General features: G+C 24.5%; 15 protein-coding genes. 2 read left to right on the top strand and 13 right to left on the bottom strand.

The window, feature by feature from the left end:
- Positions 1 to 6: 6 nt before the first annotated feature.
- The 10 genes from ACOBME_RS04850 to ACOBME_RS04805 all read right to left on the bottom strand — a co-directional run bounded on the left by ACOBME_RS04850 (position 7) and on the right by ACOBME_RS04805 (position 12,151).
- Entirely contained in the window at positions 7 to 2,424 is a 2,418-nt protein-coding gene (locus ACOBME_RS04850; RefSeq protein ID WP_419334470.1) for a hypothetical protein, read from the bottom strand.
- Complete coding sequence (locus tag ACOBME_RS04845; RefSeq protein ID WP_338966371.1) at positions 2,424 to 3,680, bottom strand: hypothetical protein; 1,257 nt, start codon at positions 3,678 to 3,680, stop codon at positions 2,424 to 2,426. Before ACOBME_RS04845 ends, ACOBME_RS04850 begins: the two co-directional genes overlap by 1 nt.
- A 13-nt stretch (positions 3,681 to 3,693) precedes the next feature.
- Positions 3,694 to 3,972, bottom strand: coding sequence for a hypothetical protein (locus ACOBME_RS04840; RefSeq protein WP_338966369.1), 279 nt, complete (start codon positions 3,970 to 3,972; stop codon positions 3,694 to 3,696).
- A 123-nt stretch (positions 3,973 to 4,095) separates the two neighbouring features.
- Positions 4,096 to 5,277: a hypothetical protein gene (locus ACOBME_RS04835; protein ID WP_419334467.1), complete on the bottom strand. Its 1,182-nt coding sequence runs from the start codon at positions 5,275 to 5,277 to the stop codon at positions 4,096 to 4,098.
- A gap of 12 nt (positions 5,278 to 5,289) precedes the next feature.
- On the bottom strand, positions 5,290 to 6,885 hold the full coding sequence (locus tag ACOBME_RS04830; RefSeq protein WP_419334465.1) for a hypothetical protein: 1,596 nt from the start codon (positions 6,883 to 6,885) through the stop codon (positions 5,290 to 5,292).
- 36 nt (positions 6,886 to 6,921) lie between these two features.
- Positions 6,922 to 8,148: a hypothetical protein gene (locus ACOBME_RS04825; RefSeq protein WP_338966359.1), complete on the bottom strand. Its 1,227-nt coding sequence runs from the start codon at positions 8,146 to 8,148 to the stop codon at positions 6,922 to 6,924.
- A gap of 490 nt (positions 8,149 to 8,638) precedes the next feature.
- A complete protein-coding gene (locus tag ACOBME_RS04820; protein WP_338966354.1) occupies positions 8,639 to 9,037 on the bottom strand; it encodes a hypothetical protein in 399 nt (132 codons plus the stop codon).
- Complete coding sequence (locus tag ACOBME_RS04815) at positions 9,018 to 9,509, bottom strand: hypothetical protein (protein WP_338966353.1); 492 nt, start codon at positions 9,507 to 9,509, stop codon at positions 9,018 to 9,020. Before ACOBME_RS04815 ends, ACOBME_RS04820 begins: the two co-directional genes overlap by 20 nt.
- Positions 9,464 to 9,748, bottom strand: coding sequence for a hypothetical protein (locus tag ACOBME_RS04810; protein WP_040092454.1), 285 nt, complete (start codon positions 9,746 to 9,748; stop codon positions 9,464 to 9,466). Before ACOBME_RS04810 ends, ACOBME_RS04815 begins: the two co-directional genes overlap by 46 nt.
- 1,086 nt (positions 9,749 to 10,834) lie before the next feature.
- The gene (locus tag ACOBME_RS04805) at positions 10,835 to 12,151 is read right to left on the bottom strand and encodes an Mbov_0401 family ICE element transposase-like protein (protein WP_338966382.1); all 1,317 of its coding nucleotides are present in this window, start codon (positions 12,149 to 12,151) and stop codon (positions 10,835 to 10,837) included.
- A 102-nt stretch (positions 12,152 to 12,253) separates the two neighbouring features.
- Here ACOBME_RS04805 and ACOBME_RS04800 point away from each other — a divergent pair, with 102 nt between their 5' ends.
- Positions 12,254 to 13,990 (top strand): hypothetical protein, encoded by a 1,737-nt coding sequence (locus tag ACOBME_RS04800; RefSeq protein WP_338966379.1) that lies wholly within the window; start codon positions 12,254 to 12,256, stop codon positions 13,988 to 13,990.
- A 39-nt stretch (positions 13,991 to 14,029) separates the two neighbouring features.
- On the opposite strand, the gene ACOBME_RS04795 is transcribed toward ACOBME_RS04800, so the two are convergent.
- Entirely contained in the window at positions 14,030 to 14,356 is a 327-nt protein-coding gene (locus ACOBME_RS04795) for a S1 RNA-binding domain-containing protein (RefSeq protein ID WP_127093498.1), read from the bottom strand.
- A 414-nt stretch (positions 14,357 to 14,770) separates the two neighbouring features.
- On the opposite strand from ACOBME_RS04795, the gene ACOBME_RS04790 reads away from it, so the two are divergent.
- Positions 14,771 to 15,268, top strand: a complete 498-nt coding sequence (locus ACOBME_RS04790) for a lipoprotein (RefSeq protein ID WP_419334472.1) — start codon at positions 14,771 to 14,773, stop codon at positions 15,266 to 15,268.
- 14 nt (positions 15,269 to 15,282) lie between these two features.
- On the opposite strand, the gene ACOBME_RS04785 is transcribed toward ACOBME_RS04790, so the two are convergent.
- Both ACOBME_RS04785 and ACOBME_RS04780 read right to left on the bottom strand, forming a co-directional pair.
- Positions 15,283 to 17,700 carry a hypothetical protein gene (locus tag ACOBME_RS04785; protein WP_419334470.1) on the bottom strand — a complete coding sequence of 806 codons (2,418 nt, stop codon included), beginning with the start codon at positions 17,698 to 17,700 and terminating at the stop codon, positions 15,283 to 15,285.
- Positions 17,700 to 18,956, bottom strand: coding sequence for a hypothetical protein (locus tag ACOBME_RS04780; protein ID WP_338966371.1), 1,257 nt, complete (start codon positions 18,954 to 18,956; stop codon positions 17,700 to 17,702). The genes ACOBME_RS04785 and ACOBME_RS04780 overlap by 1 nt, the downstream gene beginning before the upstream one ends.
- Between the last annotated feature and the right edge of the window lie 13 nt (positions 18,957 to 18,969).

Raw genomic sequence — 18,969 nt, 5'->3', positions numbered from 1 at the left:
AACTTTTTATATTTCTAATGTAAGTAAGGATATTTTTTCATTATTCCTACTAAACAATTGTAAATTATTAATATTAATTTGTTCTTTTATGGTTGGATAAGCAAATATTATACTATTTGATTGTTTTAAAAAATCAACAACTGCTATATTTGAATATGATTTTTCATCTTCAATGCCATTTTTTCAAAGATATCAGGTATCAAATTCTATTAGTTGTAAATATGTATTCCTATCTTTTCCACTGACTTTAGTTCCAATTGGTGTATTTTCGATTAATTCTAATTTTATATCTTTTCCTTGAATAATTTTTTCATTTGTTTTTTCAATAAAAATATTTATATCATAGTTTTCATAACCTCATATTCCAGATATTTCAATTTGATTTAAAGCAAATAGTTTAACATCATAAGTTATTTTAATACTATCTTCAACTAAATTTTTAGTCATACTTGCCCAAACCGCCTTAGAATAAAGTAATCTATATCATTGTGAAAAATAGTTTAAATATTCTTCTATTTTGTCATTAGAAATAATTAAATTTGTTAAATATTTGCCATATTCTCCATCTGACAGTTTAATTTCTGCCGGAATAAGAGAAGATATATTATTTGTTTCTAATTCATTTGTTAATGATAATCAATTAAAAAAATTTGCTTCTAATTGATAAACAGGATTTTCTGAAATATCTTTGTTTTTAGCAGTTACTTTAATTTCATCATCATTGTTTATATTATTTTGTTGTTTTAAATTTCAATCTGTAATTTGTCCAGTTTTAGGAGAAATAAACGGTGTATTTGGTTCGCTATCATTATTTCAATGATAAACCGCTTTAATATGACTTCCATCATCACTATCTCATCAAAAATGATGCGCAAAACGATTTTCATCAGCAAGTAAATTTTTTTCTGTTATTTTAAGATCATAAGTATTATATTTATCTAAAATTATCTTTTGATAATAACCTATAGCTATGTTATTTTTAAATTTAATAATTCTTCAATCATCATTATTCTTTATATGCCACACAACAAAATAATACTTATTATCTACTTTACTAAATGGTTTATCATTTGCATAAACTTCCATTCAATAGTTTATTGGAGTTGGTGGATTAGAACCGCCGGTAAAATTAAAATAAGATGAATTTAATTTAACTTTGCAGTGTTCAAATTCTCAATATCCAGTTTCTACCTCTCTTGGATTAGAAATTAATTCAAAATAATATGGTGCAAATAATTTAACATCATCATTATAACCTTTATTAATTGCATATTTACTATATGTATAATTTGACAACATATATATAATTTGTTTAAATCTTTTTACATATGTTTTATGTAATTCACTTGGATTATCTAATTTTCAGTTTTCAAATAAACCATCAATAACATCTTCTGGTTTTTGTCCTTCGAATTTTTGGCGTAATTCTGCTGCTTTATTAATGGGATTTCCTTTTTCATCGTATTTTGCTCCTTGAAATTTACGGTCATAATTATAACGATATGTTAAATAATTTAATAAAACTTTTTCTAAACCATTATTTTTTATTAAACTTAAAATATTATCTGGTTGAACATATATTTTTGCAATAAATCAAGGTAAAAAACTTTCCGTAAATCAATATTGAAATACTCTTAAAGTAGGATTTGTTTCAATAGGCATTGATAACAAAGGGACTAAACTAGCATTTTCAATATTGGATGCTGGATAAGAATATACACCATTAATATCCCCTCAGCACTTAATATTACCAAATAACATTGATTTAGGGTATTTAATCTCAATACCAGTAAATACTGTATCTTCGGGTAATGATTTTTGTAATACTAAATGAATGCTATTTTGATTTTTTCATTTAAAGTCAGTTATTTTAACTAAATGCGTAGATTTAATAATATCAACACCATTTGGTGAATAAGGGCATTTATATTCTTCAATGATATAACATTCATTTTTATTGTCTTCACTAATTGGTTCATTAATAGATACTATTTTTAAGTCTAATGTTTCTAAAAATTCTTTATCTTGTTTTGCCATATCATTAATTAAAATATCTTTTTCATCAATCATTATATAACTTGTACTGTTGTCTTGAATTGTTGTATTTTGTTGAATTTGTAATTTAAAATTAAAGTCGCTAATTTCATAACCAGTAATTTTTATATATTCGTCTTTATCAATAAAACCTATTTTAACGCTATTTTGAGAATAATTTAAGGTAGGTTTTTCTTTTGTCTTAACAAGATTATTAATTTTATAAATATATAAGGTTCTGGCACGGTCTTCTGTAAATAATTGTTCTAAGTCGGGGTCGCTATATTGTGATTGATTAGCAAAATCTAACGGAATACTATCAATTGAATAATCAATTGGTTCATCATTTTGCGCTAATTGTGCTAACATTTTTTCAGATGGTTTTAACATTATTCTTGTTCTCCTTCTTCTTCATTAGGCATATTGATAATAGTTTCGTTATTTTTTAGTTGTCTATTTAAAGTAGCATTTACTGGTAAATGAACATCAATAATTAACTCATCAATATTTTTAATATTAAATGTTCTACTGTTTAAGATGGCGTTATCATATTTAATTAACTTAATAATGAATTCAGTTAATTTAATTTCTCTAATATATATCATTTGTTCGTATGATGCGTTTGTTTGAATATTTACACCAGCAACTTCAGCTTGTGTTTGTTGTGCTCCCTTAGCAATAGCGGGAATATGATGGCGATTTATTTTATAATAATTAGTTAATAATCAATCATATATTTTGGTTAATTGCTCACCTTTAAAATTACCAGCGATATAGTCTACTGGTTGAAAATTACTATCAGGGTCACCTTCAACTAATAACAAGTCATTTTCAATAAATGAAGCTAACATTTTACTAATTTCTTGGTCAACCACACCAGTAACCCCATTAGTATTAATGGTAAATTTACCACTATTTAATAATGGGTCTAACATTATCTTTTCAGCAATAATATCTAAAATACTAGCAAATTGCTTACCATAACGAGCAGAAGGTTCAAAATTAGGATTATTAGGAATAATTTCAATTGGAATAAAATTAAGTGGTAATATTTCTTCTCTTTGTAATGTTGTATAGTTATTTCATTTAGTATCATCAATATATAAGTCGGTAATAGTACTGTATAATTGTGTTTTTAACTTTCTAATAACTTTTACTTGTTTAGTTACATAATCAATTTCTAATTTTTCAGTAATAAAAACACTCTGGTCATTTTTAATATAAGGATCATAATCAAAAGTACAAGATACTAAATTACCCAATTCATCATACTGGTCATTGTAAAAATCAATAGTAATAAAATTAAGTTTTGAATTATTAGCAAAAATAAAGTATGCACCCTTACCATTCTTATTAATTTTATATTCGTTATATCAATTCTTATTAGTAAAGTCTTGCATTTTTAAAAAGTTATTAATTAATTGAGAGTTTATTTGTTTATTAATAAGTGGATTATAAATGCTAATTTCTAAATCTCGTGGATTTAAAAAATTAGCATTATCTTCACAAATTCTTTTTTCTAAAATCTCATTATGTTTTTGAACAGTAACATTTTTACGATTAGTAATAGTTGATGCTAAATTAAGATAATAACTATCAATATCATAACTCTTTTTTAATTTCTTTTTGGCAGGTAACAATCCCATTTATAACACCTCTTTATTTTGTTTCATCTTTTTTAATAACATCTTCAATGCTATCTTGTTTTTTATCTTTTTTAAAAAATTCAAAAATTTTATCAATTAAATAGACCAAAACACCACTAATAAGTAATGATAAGCCAATATAAAAATATTCTGGTCATGAAATTTCAATTACTTTAAATGCTTTGCAAAAAAATAACACAATTGCACTTATTATTAAAATTGCTCCTAATCCTCAAATAAATATTTTGCGAATTAATAATAAAATTTCTGATTTATACTCTTTTAAATTCATTTATAACACTCCACTTTCTTTCTAAATTATTTTTTTCTTTTAATAAATTAGCATTCATTTGTAATTAATTCATTATTATTTTTAATTATAATATTTTTATTAACCATAATTATCCTCGTTAATTTATTGTAACTCTTCTAATTTTAGAATTGTTGGCGAATATTCATCACCTGTCATTGAAATTACTACTTTATGATTATTAAGAGAATTATCTGCACTTAAAAAACCAATTCTTGTTGCTCCATTCTTTCCCAATGCTAAACTAGTTGAAATAGTTTGCAAACCACCATGATTATCTTTACATTCAAAACAAGTTGTTATAACAAAATCTGCAGTTGGTCGTTCTCAAATAAAATGAACTTTATATTTTTTCCCTAAAATAAATTTATATTTAATTACTTTTTCATTTACTCTTTCTCCAACTTCTTTTCACTGCTCGATACTTTCTTTTAAAGCATAATGTTCATTAATATATTTAGTAGTTGGTAATGTGTCATCTGTTGCTTCTAGTCCAGGCGTTTTGTTTGTTTTAATAACACTAAAATCTGCAACTTGGTCATTATTTTGGAAGATTGGGTCTCATATTCTTAATTCACCAGTTTCAGCATTAAAATCAGCATTATTACGCTTACTAGCATTTGGCATTAAAGTAATTTTATTTTGTTTTAAATCTGAAACCGCAATTTCACCATCACTATTTTTAATAATACTTTTATTATCAAATGGAACACCTATTTCATTTTTGTTATTTTTAATAATACTTTTATTATCAATCTTAGTTTTTTCTTTTTCTAATAATGCATCAACTTCTAACTGAGTATAATATGCTTCTAAATCTATCATAGTTAAATCAATACCTTCTTCTTGAAAAGTACGAAACATTTTCTTTAAAGTTGTTAAATTAGCCAGTGATTTTGCATAACTAGGTAATAAACCTTGTCATGTTGCCATTGGGTCATTTTGAGATGAATAATTAATATCACCAACACTCATATTTGCCGAAGTAAAAAACTCAATTGGAATACGGTTAAATATTCAATGCTCAATAGTAATAAACACCATATTAATACAAATTTTCTTTAATAATGGGTCTTTAAATGTTTCAAACTTTAATTTTGAAAATGGATAATTCAAATAGGAATTAATCATATTTTGGGCTCTTAAAGCAAATGTTTTAAATCATAATTCTAAATCACCTTTAAAGAACTTATTATAACGAACTGGAACTTGTGTAATTTTACCTGTCATTGGAATAAAATTATTATAATTTTCCAAAGTAACATTTGGTCATAATTCATTTAACATTTAATCATCTCCTTATCATTTACTTTTTTTAGAATATATTTTCTTTAATATAAATTTTTTACTATTTAGTAATGTTTTTGTTTTAATTGTTTTGTTTAAATCTTGTTTTGTTCTGAGTTGTTTGTATGTTTGAAATGCTAATCCTTTACCCAATAAACTAGTAACCACACTATCTTCTAGCGTATTTAACAATTTATCTTTATTAAAGTTATTTTTAAATTGTTCTTTCATTTTTAATATCTTAGCAATTGTCCAACATATTTTAAAACTATCTTTTACTACTTGCTGATAAGCAAGTGGGGCAAAAGAAACTAAATTAAACAAACTTGTTTTTTTAAATCCTCAACCAATAAACCACTCACTGTTCATATAGAATTTAAAGGGTTCAGGAGCCAAAACAAACTGTTCTGCTTTGATTAAAGTTGTCATAACGACAATAGGGGCATATTTAGGATTTTTATAATATATTGTTAAAGCAACTTCACCTGCAACTGATAAAGGAACAATTTTTACTGCTAAAAAAACATCAGAACCATAAGCAAAAGGTAATAATTGGCCTTTTTTAATAACCTTAGTTTCAAATTTAGATAATATTTTTTTAGTTTTATCAGTAATTTTACTAATTACTTTTTGTTTAATAGTAATTATTTGTTTTTCAATTGGGGCTAATAATTTTTTAGTTACTTTTTGAATATAAAAATTTGGGTTTAAATGATTTAATAATTTATTTAATTTAATTGGTGTTTGATGTAAAAGATTTAATAATTTATTATTATATATTTTACTACCCCGCATTAAATTAGCATTTAATAGTAGGTTTTTACCAACACCTTTTTTATGAAGATTAGTCATAATGTTATATCAATCATTAGTATTAATTTTGCTTATTTTATCAATATTTAATCCATATTCAGACAATCATTTATTAGCATTTTTTTCATTTACGCGTGGTATTTTTTGAACTAATTTAGGACTTATTTTTTGAATATTTTTCTCAATTTTTAATAAATTATTAATTGTTTCTAAATTAGAAACTTTAAAACCTTTATAAAAATCATTTCGGGCTAATTTTCCAATTGTATATAATAAAGTTTCATTATTAGCCTGCTTTGTAAAATCAAATATTAATTTATCAGATAAAACCTTTTTACCCGTAACTTGTTTTACAACATCTTCTAAATTATTAGCAGTTATTACACCTAATTTTTCAAGTAGTTTAGTTTCTTTTGCTAATTTTAAAATTCTAGTTGTGCGAGCAGCACGCGTTAATTTACCAATTCCACCAATTGCTGGTAATAAATTTAAGGCAGTACTTTTTACTGTCACTTCTGATGTTAATTTATCGTATATTTGATTTACAGCAAAATCGGTTGCTGTTTCTACTCCAAACGAAATAAATGCTGCGGCAAAATTAGATAATCCCGCACCAAGACCAACAGTAGATGCTACACCACCAGTTAAAACTGATAAACCAAGGGCTAAAACTTGAATTCCTAAAAATTCTAATAACTGTAAACCAAAACTTTTTTCTTGTTGTTGGATTGACAATCTAGTTGGATTTTTTTTAACAGCATAAATAAGGGCTGTTTTAGATGTTCCAATTGGCATATCTATCAAACGAAAAAGTACTATTTTTTAGTACTATTAAGAATTTTTAATTTTAACATCAATCGGATTTGTTTGACCAGTAGCGTTGTTTTTACCTTCAATTTGAACTTCAACAGTTTTTTCATTTGTAATATTAATTGGTCAATCTTCACCTTTACTTTCAATAAAGTAATCAAAATCACTTTCAGTTAAAGAACTATTTACGGCTTTAACTGCTTTTAAAACAACAGCTTTAAATTGTGGTTTTAACTGTTCTGGTGTTGCTTGTGTTGGATCTGTAACATGAATAGTTGGTTTATCTAATTTATTAATTTTACTAATATCAATTTTTGTAACAATATGTTTAATAATTCCTTTGGGTTCAACTACTGCTCCACCTAAATATAAAACTCTTTCCATAATCAAAGTATTACCCATTCCAGTACCTAACGCAGCAGCACCAACTCTTAACGGAGTATGATCTTTTTTGCGTAAAATAAGCGGGTCATATTTTTTGCTAAATTTAAAAGCAATTGCATTAACACCATCTGGTAATAGAGTAATTGTTCCTTCAGAACCATCTTTATTAATAATTGGTAATTTTTTAGGAACCATATAGTATGTTGTTCCTTCAACAGTTTTCATTGCTCCACTCGTTTCAATTACGCTATTTATTTGGTCGTTTGCTCCAAGTTGTAACTGTAATTTATTACGAATTCCACGAATAAAATCAGCCGAACCTAATACAACTGTTTCTGATGGGGTAAAGCCGTTTTCATATATTTTATCCATAATTTCATCGTGGATTTGTAAAGCATTTGTATCATCTGCTTTTTGTCCTTGAATAGTTGTAACTGTTCCTTTATTAATAATTTCTAAAATTTTATTGCGTTTATAAGCAACCTCAGTATCCATTGCTTGCTCAATATCAGCAGCCCAAAGATTAGGATTAAAATCACTTTCTACGGGGTCTAATTTACGAGCAAAAGTTAAAATTGTATCTAATTCAACAGTTCCATCTTCAAATTCCACTGTTGAATATTTTAGTAGGTTATCATCAGTATTAAATACTTGTCCTTCGTTTCCTAGACCTTCATTGTATTTAATATTTTTCTTTCTTTTATATGTTAAACCAAACTTATTTACTTCTTTTCATGCAAATAAAGCTTCTCAACTAAATTTTTGTTGATAAGTTTGTAAATATCATTGTTCAAATGTTTCTCGGTCTCGTTTTGTTGCTTGATTAGCAATATCTCCGAAAATTCTTTGTGGGTTTTGTGCCATAATTTACTTCCTTCTTTCTATTTATTAAATACATTGTCTGTATCTAAAATATTGTTTTCTTTGTTTTCTACTTTTGGTACGCCACCAGTATTAACTGTTTGTACCTTAATTAATTCATCATAAACACTCTGCAATTGTGTTTTAATGATTTCAATATCATCAGTAATATCATAAGACTTTAATAAAACATTTTTAAATTCTTCATTATCAGTTAAAGAATTAATAAAGTCAATTACTTCAATTTGTTTTAATTGAATTGTTTGTTGTTCAATTTGTGAAGTTAATTCAGTATTTTTTGTTTGTAGTTCGTTGATTTGCTGATTATTATTTTCTAAATTACTTGCATTAAATTCTTCAACTTCAGCAGTATTTTCTAAAATAAAATTTCAGCAGTTTTAATATCTAAACTACCATCTTCGCTTTTAATAGGTTCATTATTTTCATCAATAAGAACATATTTTACATTTTTTAATGCCATTGATTTTTCCTCCTATTTTTTAATATTTGTATTTGTTCTTTTTCTAATCGCTTTTTGTATAATTTCAAAACTATCTACTCTAAAAGATAAAAAATAGCGTTTAGTTTTTATATTTAACTGATTAAATACTGAGCCTTTAATTTTTATCTCATCATCTTTTTTTAATTTTAAAAACTCAGTTAAAATAGATGGGTTATATATTGATAATGTTGAATAATTTAATCCGTCTCATTGACATTTAGCCGAACAAGCATCAACTTCAACACCCCCAGCAACCAGTGCCTTAATTTTAGTTTTAATCGGATTTTCATGTAATCTAACAGTTAATTCTAACTTATTAATTTTTTTATTTTTTATTTTAGGTTTATTAGTTACTGATTTTTTAGGTAAATTACTTTTTGATTGTGCCATTTTTATCAACTCCTTTTGCTAAAAAATACTGTAAATGTTTTCAAGCATCGTGTTCGTGCTCTGACATTTTAATATTTCCTTTATAAATATAATTTTTCTTAATGACTGGTGATTGTAAAATATATTTTAAATTAAATAGATATTTGCATAAAACTTTTAAACCACCAATAAATTTAGGAGTAGATAATGGGTTTTTTATTTTTAAACCTTTATGAAGTTGATAATCTTCAATTATTACAATAACTTTATTTAAATAAGAACAAATTTTATTTTTAAATTCATTTAATATTAAATATATATTACTTATTGCTTCTTCTTCATTTTTGGAATTAAAAGTAATATTATTAATTATTTTCTTTTGCAAAACATTATAAATAATAATACCAGTTTGTCCAATTCCAGCAGGGTCAATTACAATAATATATTTTAATTTATTTGTTTTATTTTTTTGTCAATTTGTAATATTTTTCATCCATCTGATGCTAAATCTAAAATATCGTTAATTTTATAATATTGCATATAAGAAGCAATAACATCTCACTTGTCTTTAAATAAATTTAAGTACATTTTGGCTCATTCTAAACATTGCAAATCATAATGATTTTTATGATGTGAAATACGACAATTAACAGGCTGACAATTAGCTCATTCAAAAGATGTTGTTATTTCATTTCAAGTTTTATTAATATACAAACTTTTATATTCTGTCATTTATCTATATTCCTTAATTCTTTTTATTTGTTGCTCAAATTTCATCATTAATATCATTTACCGTTACTGGATAAGCTCGTATCATTAATTCTTGTAATTTATTTTTAATTTTTTTATTTCATTTTTTCATAAAATATTTTCCTTTCTGTAAAAAAACATAATATTCCTTTATTGGTTAATATTTTGATATTTAGTAAATAATTTATTTTAGTATTTAATTACTTCGCCGCCCGCTTCACTTTGAAGGTGAGCGGGGGCGGATAGGATATTTTGATAGAGTTTACCCCCATACGGAAATAAACAAAAAACAGTTTACCCAGTTATTAATTACGCTTCATCCATCCCTAGACAACTTTATATAAAGAAAATAACCTTTTGGAGTTCCAACCCTCTTGTTTTTTTAGTGTCCGATATTGTTTTTTTAGGTTTAACAACACTCTTTTTATGAAAACAAGCCAAAAAACACGTGCTCTGACATTTCGCAAGGGATTAATCTTGCCGAGAATTAAAGAAATAAATAGGAGAGTAAATCCAATCGCTTTCACACTTTCTTTAAGGCTTCGTGCCATAGATGAGTTATCCATCTTTAAGCATCAAAATATTAAGTTTTAGTATTGCATTATTCATCAGGTAGTACCTTTATTAAAAATGATATTATTAGTTGTTAAACCGAAAAAATATAATAAATCACAGAAAGGAAATTATAAAAATTAACTAGTTTGTAGGGCAAAATAGGTTAATTTTTAATTTTAAAGATACTATCTGATGAATAATGCAAATAAAAAAATCGCTCTAATAAGCGATTAATTTAATTTGTATTTAATTACTTTATTTATATTTTTTATAAAACCTAAGTTTTTTTCCGACTACCAATATCGGTAGTATTCATTATTCTTAGGTTTTTAATAAAATTAAGTAATTAGAAACAAATTAAGTTTCGCTTATAATTAAATGATAACAAAATTTATAAAAAATTCAACTTTTTTAAAAATATAATTTTTAGTTGAAAAAATAATTTATAAATTTTGACACACTAAAAAATACTTTTTAAAATTATTGCTAATTTTAAAAGGTTTTTATTTTTTTTTATAAAGATAAAAATTGATTTTGAAATTGATTTAAATTAAATATATTAAATTCAATTTTTTCTTTATCATTTTTATCAACTTTCTCATCATTAATTTGATTATTAAGTCTTAACATTGAACCAATTAACATATTGATAAATGTTTCTTTACAATATATTTTCGCACCCCGCCCTTTAACAGCCTTAATATAATGCGATACATCACCTTCAACATGACAACCAATATTATATTCTAATGTTTGGTTTTCAATACCTTCTTTATTATTTTTAATTAATCTAATAGCTTTATTCAAAAAATCTAATTTAGTATCACTTATAAACGATTTACTATCTTCTAAATACTGTAATAATTCTTCATATTTACCATTAAAAAAATAATCAACAGCTTTATGATATGCTTCTCTATTTTCCTTATTTTTATTTTGAAAGGGATATATTTTTTTAAATATACTTGTAAGATGAAATTTATCTAAGCTATATGATACCTTGTTATTTTTATATTTTGCTTTTACTGCTCTATAAATTTTTTTAATTTGTTTTTCACCATCACTTAATATTAATATTTTAGTATCTTCATTAATATCATAAGTATCTATTAATTTAAAAATTTTATCAATAAAATTATCAATATTAGATTTATTATTTTTATTATTATGATTTTTATTCATCATTTGGAAAACGCCTTTTTTCTTTTTCATTTTTATTTTGGTTTTTGTTGACTTTTCTTTATCAACACCAACATGCATAGTAGCAAGAAATATTTTATTTTCAATTCTTTTTTTATTTTCTCGCATTGGTTCAAAAGCTCCGTCAATTTGAATATATAAAACATTATTTGGAATTTTAATTTTATTGTTATTTTTGTTGCTTATATAGTCAACTTTTTTTAAATTGGCATTTTTAAAAATATTAGATATTGTTCTTTCGCTAATATTTACATTCTCTGTTGTATGCAAAATATCTTTATATCTTTTTCCATCGCCCATAAAAGACATATATTTATCTTTTAAATTTATTTCGATTCTTTCATATTTTTTTAAGCCTAATTCTTCATCTAAAGGATAACGATTTATATTTTCTTTTTTTTCTTCATCATATTTAACATATAATCTTCTTTTAATAGGAAAATCTCCATATTCTGTTTTAATTGTTTTTGGCAATTTTGATATCACCTTATATCCTTGTAATATTTGTTCTTGTTGATATAATTTAAATATCTCATTATCTCTATTAATAAATAAATTTTTAACTTCATTGTTTGTTTCTATTATTTTATTTTCCTTATAATTTCCTAATAAATTTTGTTTTAATTCCATTTTATAATTTCCTTTCTGAATTAAAAAAATATTTTAAATTATGATACTTAATTGATACTTAATACTTCATATAATCTTATCAAAAAAGGAGGCTAATTGAAAATGCAAGATTTTACAAAAATTAATAACAAAAAACGAATTACTAGTTATGAACATTTAAATAAAAAGTATGATTTAAATTTTAGTGACTATAATTTTGGTTTTGATTGAGAAGTATTTAAAGATTTTGTTGGTGATAGTTATGCCCGATATTTTACTTCGCCAACTTTTTTTAAGTTTGTTTCAGCGGGGCGTGGTACTAATAAAACATGAAATCATTTAGCCGAAAAATTATTTTTTGCTTGTAATTTTGCCGATGCTTCATCTAATATTTTACGAAGATATTCCAACACCCACGAAGATACTACTTTCGGCGATACAATTAATGTTTGTAATTATCTATACGATAAATATGGGATTGATATAGGACCTGACAATGAAAATGGCATTGTTTGACCTAAAAATGTTAAAGAAGGTGGTGAGATTGTTTTTCCTAGTGGTGTTCGTATTGCTTTTGCTGGCTATGCTAATGGTAATAAAATTATGGGTAAAGTTGGTAAAGGTAGTGGTATTATATCGGCGTGAACAGATGAAATGATACATGCCGAAGAAAAAGAAATTTTAACTGATAAAGAACTAGATAAAAGATATAATAATTTAAGAGTTTCAATGTTTCGTTCAAAAAGTTTAAAAGTATCTTATGAAAAATACACGGATGAAAATGATAATGAACAATATAATTTAGATAATCCTATTCCAGTAAAAGAATTATCTTGGATATTTCAAGAATGAGACAACATAGCAAAACAATACATAACAGTAACAACATATTTTCATAAAACATATTCTAATCAATTTACTTTTAATCCTTTTGATAAATACCATGTCTTTTATGAAAAATTTGTAACCCCATATTTACCCTTAAATGAAAGAATTAAAAATATTTTAAAAGAACACAATCAAGTATATTCAGAAAACAAACAAGCATTTAATGGTTTGGGTATTTTTAATTTACGATTAACAATGGGTGCTGTTTGAAATAAAATACCTAATATTACTAAAAAACTTGTTTTAACAAACAAACAAGAACGACCTGATTTATTTGAACTTGAATACTACGGTTTTGAATATAACGATAATGACCCCAGTATTTATGTTTTACGAAATTATCGTAAATATATTAAAGAATATAATTTACAAGATTTTTATAATTCCAATACAAAACAGTATCAATTTGATAGTTATTCAATTGGTGTTGATTATGCTAACGGTAGTGAAGACCATACGGTATTTTTATTTAGTGGATATAAAATTAATGAAAATAATGAATATGATAAATATTTAATTGAAGAAAATGTTGTTACACCAAAAAACGCAATGAATTTAAATGAAATAGTTGAACATTACGGACAATGAATAATTAATACATTTGATAAATTTGATGATTTTGAATATGCTACATTTCATTATGATATTAATGCCCACGACTTTATGCAAAAATTACAAGAAGATATTTATCCTTATTTGGGTTATAAAATTAAAATGTTTAAAGCCAAAAAACATCAGACATCCCTTAATAAAGAAGCAGGTATAATAAATCGTGTAACATGAATAAGAAAAATGTTTGTTCAAGGCAAAATATATGGCACATTAGATAACTTTTCATTTTTAGATAAATGCATTAGTGAACTAAGATTTAGTGACACCAAAACAAACACACCCGATAGTAAAATGTATCATGACCCATATGATGCTTTGTTTTATGGTTCTTATCCATATCGTTTTAAAATGGGAATATAAAAAAGGTTTTTAAAACCTTCTAACATTTATAAATTTTATTTACTTTTTATTTATTAAATAATTGATATTTAATGACTTTTCTAAACTAGGTGATTTTTCTTGTATTTCATTACCATCATCATTTTTCAATAGTTCAGGATGACAATTTTTATAACTTAATTTAAGATGTTTTCTAACTGTATTAAAATCTAACACCTCAACTTCAATTTCATCACCAATATCAAAAAAATCTTTAATATCTTTAACAAAGTAATCTGAAACTTCACTAATATGGATTAAACCATCAGCCTTTTCTGCTCTACAAAAAGCACCATAAGGTGTAACGTTTGTTATTTTAACATTAATTTTATTTCCTTTTTTATACATAAATTAAATATATTTCCTTTCTTTAAATAATTTAATTATATCATTAAGACTATAAAAAATCATTTGCAGGAATTGGGCGAGCGGTTGATTTTCTTAAATTTTTGTGATAAAATGACTTACAAGTTAAAAAAGATTTTGAGGTTCTTTCAAACAAATTTGGGAACCTTTATAAAATTCTTCGCTTAACGCTTAGAATTTTTCCCAAGTATTTTGAAAAGCGCGGCAAAAGTTTTTTTAAACTTTAAGTAATTTTTCGCAAAACTTATGGAAATCACCGCGAGCCCAGATTGACCCTTTCCATATAATATAAATTAAATAATTTCCTTTTAAATTCTTAAATAGCCCTTGTATATATATATATATATATATATAATTGTGATTGTAAAAAGATTTAGCGAAAGGAATTATTATATAATGAAAAAGATATTAAGTCTTTTAGGAACAATCACTTTAATAGGAACAAGTACAACAAGTTTAGTTGCTTGTAATACATCACAATATACAGAACAACAATTAAAAGAACTAAAAGAAAAACATAAAATATATACTGAAAACAAAGAAATTAAAGACAATTTAGAATGAATAGCACCACAAGATAAACCATTTAGTAAAGTAGATAATAAGTATTATTTTGTTGTGTGGCATATAAAGAATAATGATGATTGAAGAATTATTAAATTTAAAAATAACATAGCTATAGGTTATTATCAAAAGATAATTTTAGATAAATATAATACTTATGATCTTAAAATAACAGAAAAAAATTTACTTGCTGATGAAAATCGTTTTGCGCATCATTTTTGATGAGATAGTGATGATGGAAGTCATATTAAAGCGGTTTATCGTTGAAATAATGATAGCGAACCAAATACAGATGTTGAAGATAAATTAAAAAGTTATTTAGATTTATAAATCTAAATAACTTTTTATATTTCTAATGTAAGTAAGGATATTTTTTCATTATTCCTACTAAACAATTGTAAATTATTAATATTAATTTGTTCTTTTATGGTTGGATAAGCAAATATTATACTATTTGATTGTTTTAAAAAATCAACAACTGCTATATTTGAATATGATTTTTCATCTTCAATGCCATTTTTTCAAAGATATCAGGTATCAAATTCTATTAGTTGTAAATATGTATTCCTATCTTTTCCACTGACTTTAGTTCCAATTGGTGTATTTTCGATTAATTCTAATTTTATATCTTTTCCTTGAATAATTTTTTCATTTGTTTTTTCAATAAAAATATTTATATCATAGTTTTCATAACCTCATATTCCAGATATTTCAATTTGATTTAAAGCAAATAGTTTAACATCATAAGTTATTTTAATACTATCTTCAACTAAATTTTTAGTCATACTTGCCCAAACCGCCTTAGAATAAAGTAATCTATATCATTGTGAAAAATAGTTTAAATATTCTTCTATTTTGTCATTAGAAATAATTAAATTTGTTAAATATTTGCCATATTCTCCATCTGACAGTTTAATTTCTGCCGGAATAAGAGAAGATATATTATTTGTTTCTAATTCATTTGTTAATGATAATCAATTAAAAAAATTTGCTTCTAATTGATAAACAGGATTTTCTGAAATATCTTTGTTTTTAGCAGTTACTTTAATTTCATCATCATTGTTTATATTATTTTGTTGTTTTAAATTTCAATCTGTAATTTGTCCAGTTTTAGGAGAAATAAACGGTGTATTTGGTTCGCTATCATTATTTCAATGATAAACCGCTTTAATATGACTTCCATCATCACTATCTCATCAAAAATGATGCGCAAAACGATTTTCATCAGCAAGTAAATTTTTTTCTGTTATTTTAAGATCATAAGTATTATATTTATCTAAAATTATCTTTTGATAATAACCTATAGCTATGTTATTTTTAAATTTAATAATTCTTCAATCATCATTATTCTTTATATGCCACACAACAAAATAATACTTATTATCTACTTTACTAAATGGTTTATCATTTGCATAAACTTCCATTCAATAGTTTATTGGAGTTGGTGGATTAGAACCGCCGGTAAAATTAAAATAAGATGAATTTAATTTAACTTTGCAGTGTTCAAATTCTCAATATCCAGTTTCTACCTCTCTTGGATTAGAAATTAATTCAAAATAATATGGTGCAAATAATTTAACATCATCATTATAACCTTTATTAATTGCATATTTACTATATGTATAATTTGACAACATATATATAATTTGTTTAAATCTTTTTACATATGTTTTATGTAATTCACTTGGATTATCTAATTTTCAGTTTTCAAATAAACCATCAATAACATCTTCTGGTTTTTGTCCTTCGAATTTTTGGCGTAATTCTGCTGCTTTATTAATGGGATTTCCTTTTTCATCGTATTTTGCTCCTTGAAATTTACGGTCATAATTATAACGATATGTTAAATAATTTAATAAAACTTTTTCTAAACCATTATTTTTTATTAAACTTAAAATATTATCTGGTTGAACATATATTTTTGCAATAAATCAAGGTAAAAAACTTTCCGTAAATCAATATTGAAATACTCTTAAAGTAGGATTTGTTTCAATAGGCATTGATAACAAAGGGACTAAACTAGCATTTTCAATATTGGATGCTGGATAAGAATATACACCATTAATATCCCCTCAGCACTTAATATTACCAAATAACATTGATTTAGGGTATTTAATCTCAATACCAGTAAATACTGTATCTTCGGGTAATGATTTTTGTAATACTAAATGAATGCTATTTTGATTTTTTCATTTAAAGTCAGTTATTTTAACTAAATGCGTAGATTTAATAATATCAACACCATTTGGTGAATAAGGGCATTTATATTCTTCAATGATATAACATTCATTTTTATTGTCTTCACTAATTGGTTCATTAATAGATACTATTTTTAAGTCTAATGTTTCTAAAAATTCTTTATCTTGTTTTGCCATATCATTAATTAAAATATCTTTTTCATCAATCATTATATAACTTGTACTGTTGTCTTGAATTGTTGTATTTTGTTGAATTTGTAATTTAAAATTAAAGTCGCTAATTTCATAACCAGTAATTTTTATATATTCGTCTTTATCAATAAAACCTATTTTAACGCTATTTTGAGAATAATTTAAGGTAGGTTTTTCTTTTGTCTTAACAAGATTATTAATTTTATAAATATATAAGGTTCTGGCACGGTCTTCTGTAAATAATTGTTCTAAGTCGGGGTCGCTATATTGTGATTGATTAGCAAAATCTAACGGAATACTATCAATTGAATAATCAATTGGTTCATCATTTTGCGCTAATTGTGCTAACATTTTTTCAGATGGTTTTAACATTATTCTTGTTCTCCTTCTTCTTCATTAGGCATATTGATAATAGTTTCGTTATTTTTTAGTTGTCTATTTAAAGTAGCATTTACTGGTAAATGAACATCAATAATTAACTCATCAATATTTTTAATATTAAATGTTCTACTGTTTAAGATGGCGTTATCATATTTAATTAACTTAATAATGAATTCAGTTAATTTAATTTCTCTAATATATATCATTTGTTCGTATGATGCGTTTGTTTGAATATTTACACCAGCAACTTCAGCTTGTGTTTGTTGTGCTCCCTTAGCAATAGCGGGAATATGATGGCGATTTATTTTATAATAATTAGTTAATAATCAATCATATATTTTGGTTAATTGCTCACCTTTAAAATTACCAGCGATATAGTCTACTGGTTGAAAATTACTATCAGGGTCACCTTCAACTAATAACAAGTCATTTTCAATAAATGAAGCTAACATTTTACTAATTTCTTGGTCAACCACACCAGTAACCCCATTAGTATTAATGGTAAATTTACCACTATTTAATAATGGGTCTAACATTATCTTTTCAGCAATAATATCTAAAATACTAGCAAATTGCTTACCATAACGAGCAGAAGGTTCAAAATTAGGATTATTAGGAATAATTTCAATTGGAATAAAATTAAGTGGTAATATTTCTTCTCTTTGTAATGTTGTATAGTTATTTCATTTAGTATCATCAATATATAAGTCGGTAATAGTACTGTATAATTGTGTTTTTAACTTTCTAATAACTTTTACTTGTTTAGTTACATAATCAATTTCTAATTTTTCAGTAATAAAAACACTCTGGTCATTTTTAATATAAGGATCATAATCAAAAGTACAAGATACTAAATTACCCAATTCATCATACTGGTCATTGTAAAAATCAATAGTAATAAAATTAAGTTTTGAATTATTAGCAAAAATAAAGTATGCACCCTTACCATTCTTATTAATTTTATATTCGTTATATCAATTCTTATTAGTAAAGTCTTGCATTTTTAAAAAGTTATTAATTAATTGAGAGTTTATTTGTTTATTAATAAGTGGATTATAAATGCTAATTTCTAAATCTCGTGGATTTAAAAAATTAGCATTATCTTCACAAATTCTTTTTTCTAAAATCTCATTATGTTTTTGAACAGTAACATTTTTACGATTAGTAATAGTTGATGCTAAATTAAGATAATAACTATCAATATCATAACTCTTTTTTAATTTCTTTTTGGCAGGTAACAATCCCATTTATAACACCTCT

The sequence above is a fragment of the Spiroplasma endosymbiont of Sarcophaga variegata genome, assembly GCF_965178695.1.
Taxonomy (GTDB): Bacteria; Bacillota_I; Bacilli_A; order Mycoplasmatales; family Mycoplasmataceae; genus Spiroplasma; species Spiroplasma poulsonii.
The sequence above is the reverse complement of the archived record's forward strand: the minus strand, read 5'-3'. Positions and strand labels throughout refer to the sequence as shown.